This is a genomic window from Parabacteroides distasonis, from assembly GCF_004793765.1.
In the GTDB taxonomy this organism is placed as follows: Bacteria; Bacteroidota; Bacteroidia; order Bacteroidales; family Tannerellaceae; genus Parabacteroides; species Parabacteroides distasonis_A.
This window is the reverse complement of sequence record NZ_SRYM01000102.1, coordinates 1-3,427: the sequence shown is the minus strand read 5'-3', so window position 1 is coordinate 3,427 and position 3,427 is coordinate 1. Positions and strand designations below refer to the sequence as shown.

General features: G+C 54.7%; 2 protein-coding genes. Both read left to right on the top strand.

Annotated features, from left to right (window positions below; all coding sequences use genetic code 11):
- A partial coding sequence (locus tag E5342_RS18705; protein WP_246867170.1) for a peptidase domain-containing ABC transporter occupies positions 1–2,145 on the top strand: 2,145 nt, incomplete at its 5' end.
- 20 nt (positions 2,146–2,165) lie between these two features.
- Positions 2,166–3,427: HlyD family secretion protein (locus E5342_RS18700; protein WP_135960054.1), on the top strand; the 1,262-nt coding region annotated here is incomplete at its 3' end.

Sequence of the window (3,427 nt, the reverse complement as noted above, 5' to 3'; positions counted from 1 at the left end):
CCCACCTGCCTTCGGATGATCGCCCGATTCTATGGACGTGCGTACTCGATTCAAAACTTACGAGAGAAAGCCTTCATCACCCGGGAAGGAGTCTCCATGCTGGGTATCAGCGAGGCGGCGGAGGCGATCGGGTTCCGAACACAGGGCGTGCGGATCACGGTGGAGGAATTGGAAAAGGAATGTCCCCTACCCTGCATACTGCACTGGAACCAATGGCATTTCGTGGTTTGCTACAAGATAAAGAAAGGGAAGTTCTACATAGCGGACCCGGCGGCGGGACTTATCACCTATACGAGGGAGGAGTTCAAGCGGTGCTGGGTCAGTACCAAGGTGGACGGGCAGGATACCGGGACGGCGCTCTTGCTGGAACCGGGGCCGGAGTTCTACGGGATGGAGGACGAGGGGAGAGACAGGAAACGTAACCTCGGATTCTTTTTCCGATATATATCGCCCTACAGACGGGAGATGGCACAGCTCGTGCTGGGCATGGTGACAGCCAGCGTACTGCAACTCATCCTGCCTTTCCTCACGCAGAGCCTGGTAGATACCGGTATACGGGACAACAACCTGGGTTTCATAACCTTGATCCTTATATCGCAATTGGTGATCTTTATCGCCAAGCTATCCGTGGACTTCATACGGAGCTGGATATTGCTGCACGTAAACACGAGGATCAATATCGCCTTGATCTCCGATTTCCTCGCCAAGCTGATGCGCCTGCCCCTGCATTTCTTCGATACCAAGATGGTGGGCGATATCATGCAGCGCATCGGAGACCATGACCGCGTCGAGGCTTTCATGACGGGGACATCCATCAATACGCTCTTCTCTTTCGTCAACTTCATCGTGTTCGGGTTCGTACTGGCCTACTATGACTGGACCATACTGGGATTGTTCCTACTAGGAAACGGGTTGTACGTGGCGTGGGTGCTGGGCTTCATGAGATGGAGGAGGGAGCTGGACGTAAAGCGTTTCTCGCAGGCGGCCGGGGAGCAGAGCAACCTATTCCAGCTCATCACCGGAATGCAGGAGATCAAGCTCAATAATTGCGAGACCAAGATGCGATGGAAATGGGAACGGATACAGGTAAAACTTTTCAAGATAGGGATCAAGGGGTTGGCGTTACAACAATATCAGCAACTCGGGGCGGTCTTTTTCAACCAGACCACGAACATACTCATCTCCTTCATCGCGGCACGGGCCGTCGTGCAAGGGGATATGACACTGGGTATGATGATGTCGGTGACCTACATCGTGGGGCAGCTCTCCTCACCGATCGAGCAATTGATCGATTTCTCACGGTCCTTACAGGACGCGAAGATCAGTTTGGAGCGGCTCGGCGAGATACACGGGAAGGAGGACGAGGAACAGGCAGGCGGGATAAGACTGAATGTTCTCCCCGATGACAGGACGCTACGGCTGGAAAACCTCAGCTTCAGCTATGACGGCGCGGACCGGGATTACGTGCTGGAGGATATCAACCTGACGATACCCCATAACAGGGTGACCGCCATCGTAGGGGCCAGCGGAAGCGGAAAAACGACTATAGTAAAACTCCTGCTCGGTTTTTATAACCCCAACAAGGGGGACGTGAGGATCGGCGATACCTCCCTCAGGAACTTGAATCCTCACGTATGGCGTAGCAAGACCGGTTCGGTCATGCAGGATGGTTTTATCTTCTCGGATACGATCGCCAACAACATCGCCCCCGGCGAAGAGGTGGTGGACAAGGAACGCCTGCTGCATGCCGTGACGGTAGCGAATATCCGGGATTTCATCGATTCGCTCCCGCTGGGCTATAATACGAAGATCGGCATGGAGGGCAATGGAGTAAGCCAAGGGCAGAGGCAACGGATCCTGATCGCCCGGGCGGTGTACAAGAATCCCGACTTCATCTTCCTGGACGAGGCCACGAACGCTTTGGACGCAAACAACGAGCGGGAGATCATGGAGCAGTTGCACGCCTTCTACAAAGGACGGACGGTGGTGGTCGTGGCGCATCGGCTAAGCACGGTACGTGACGCGGACAAGATCGTGGTGCTGGACAAGGGACGCGTCGTGGAGGAAGGGACGCATCAGGAACTCACGGCCTTGCGGGGGACTTATTATAAGTTGGTGAAGAACCAGTTGGAGCTTGGGAATTGAGAATTGAAAATTGAAATTAGTTGGAGAAGAGAAATAAGGACATAGAACTGAGGAGCGAGGAGGTACAGGAGGTGATGGGGCAAGTGCCGGCCTGGATCGTACGGTGGGGGATAACGCTGTTATTCCTCGTGGTCGTGACGTTGCTGGTGGGGAGCTGTTTCTTTAAGTATCCTGACGTGATCACGGCAGACATGACATTGACGGGGCAACATCCCGCGACGGCGGTAGTGACACGGGCAGCGGGAAAGATACAGGAGCTGCTCGTCAGGGATAATCGTCCGGTAAGGGAGGGGGATTGGCTGGCGGTCATAGAGAATCACGCCGACACGGACGATGCCATCTATCTGGATAAGGTGTTGGAACGATCCGGAAGCGACGTGGATAGCTTGGACAAGGCATTATCAAAGTACAAGGAGCTATCGCTGGGTGATATGCAAGCGGCTTACTCGGGACTACTCTCGGCGCTCCATGCCTGCATCAATTACAGGGAGATCGATTATTATCCACAAAAAATGGCCTCCATCCGCAAACAGATAGCGTTGTATAAGGCTTACTACAACGAGACCGAACGGCAGCGGAAGACCCTCTCGGAGCAATTCGCCTTGACAAGGCGGCAATACACCCGGGATTCATTATTGTATAGCCGGTCCGTGATTTCCTCCTACGAGCATGAGACCGCACGGGCTTCTTTGCTGCAAAGCCGTTATTCGCTGGAAGGGGCGGCAGCCTCGGCCGAGAATCTCCGGATACAGATCGGGGAGCAAGAGCAATCCTTGCTGGATCTGACGCTGGAGCGGAGCGAGAAAGAATTTACGCTACGGCAGGAATTACAGACCGCCCGGGAACAATTGCTGAATAGCATGAACGAGTGGAGGTTGCGTTATTGCCTCATCGCCCCGGTAGGGGGTGTCGTGACTTTCACCAAGTACTGGAACGAGAACCAGTATATCCCATCCGGAGAGGTGGCTTTCACCGTCGTGCCGCAAGGCGAGAGCCGGCTGGTGGGGAAGGTGCGCATACCGATAGCACGCTCGGGAAAAGTCCGGAGAGGCCAGCGGGCGATCGTCCGTTTCTCCAATTTCCCGGATCAGGAGTTTGGCGTGGTAAACGGCGTGGTATCGAATATCTCATTGGTCCCCACCGACGAGTACTATACGGCGGATATTGATTTTCCAGAGGGCCTGAGAACCAATTACGGTATCGACCTGCCCGTCTCGCCCGAGACGCAAGCCTCCGCGGAGATCGTAACGGAAGAATTACGCCTGATCGAACGATTCTTCCT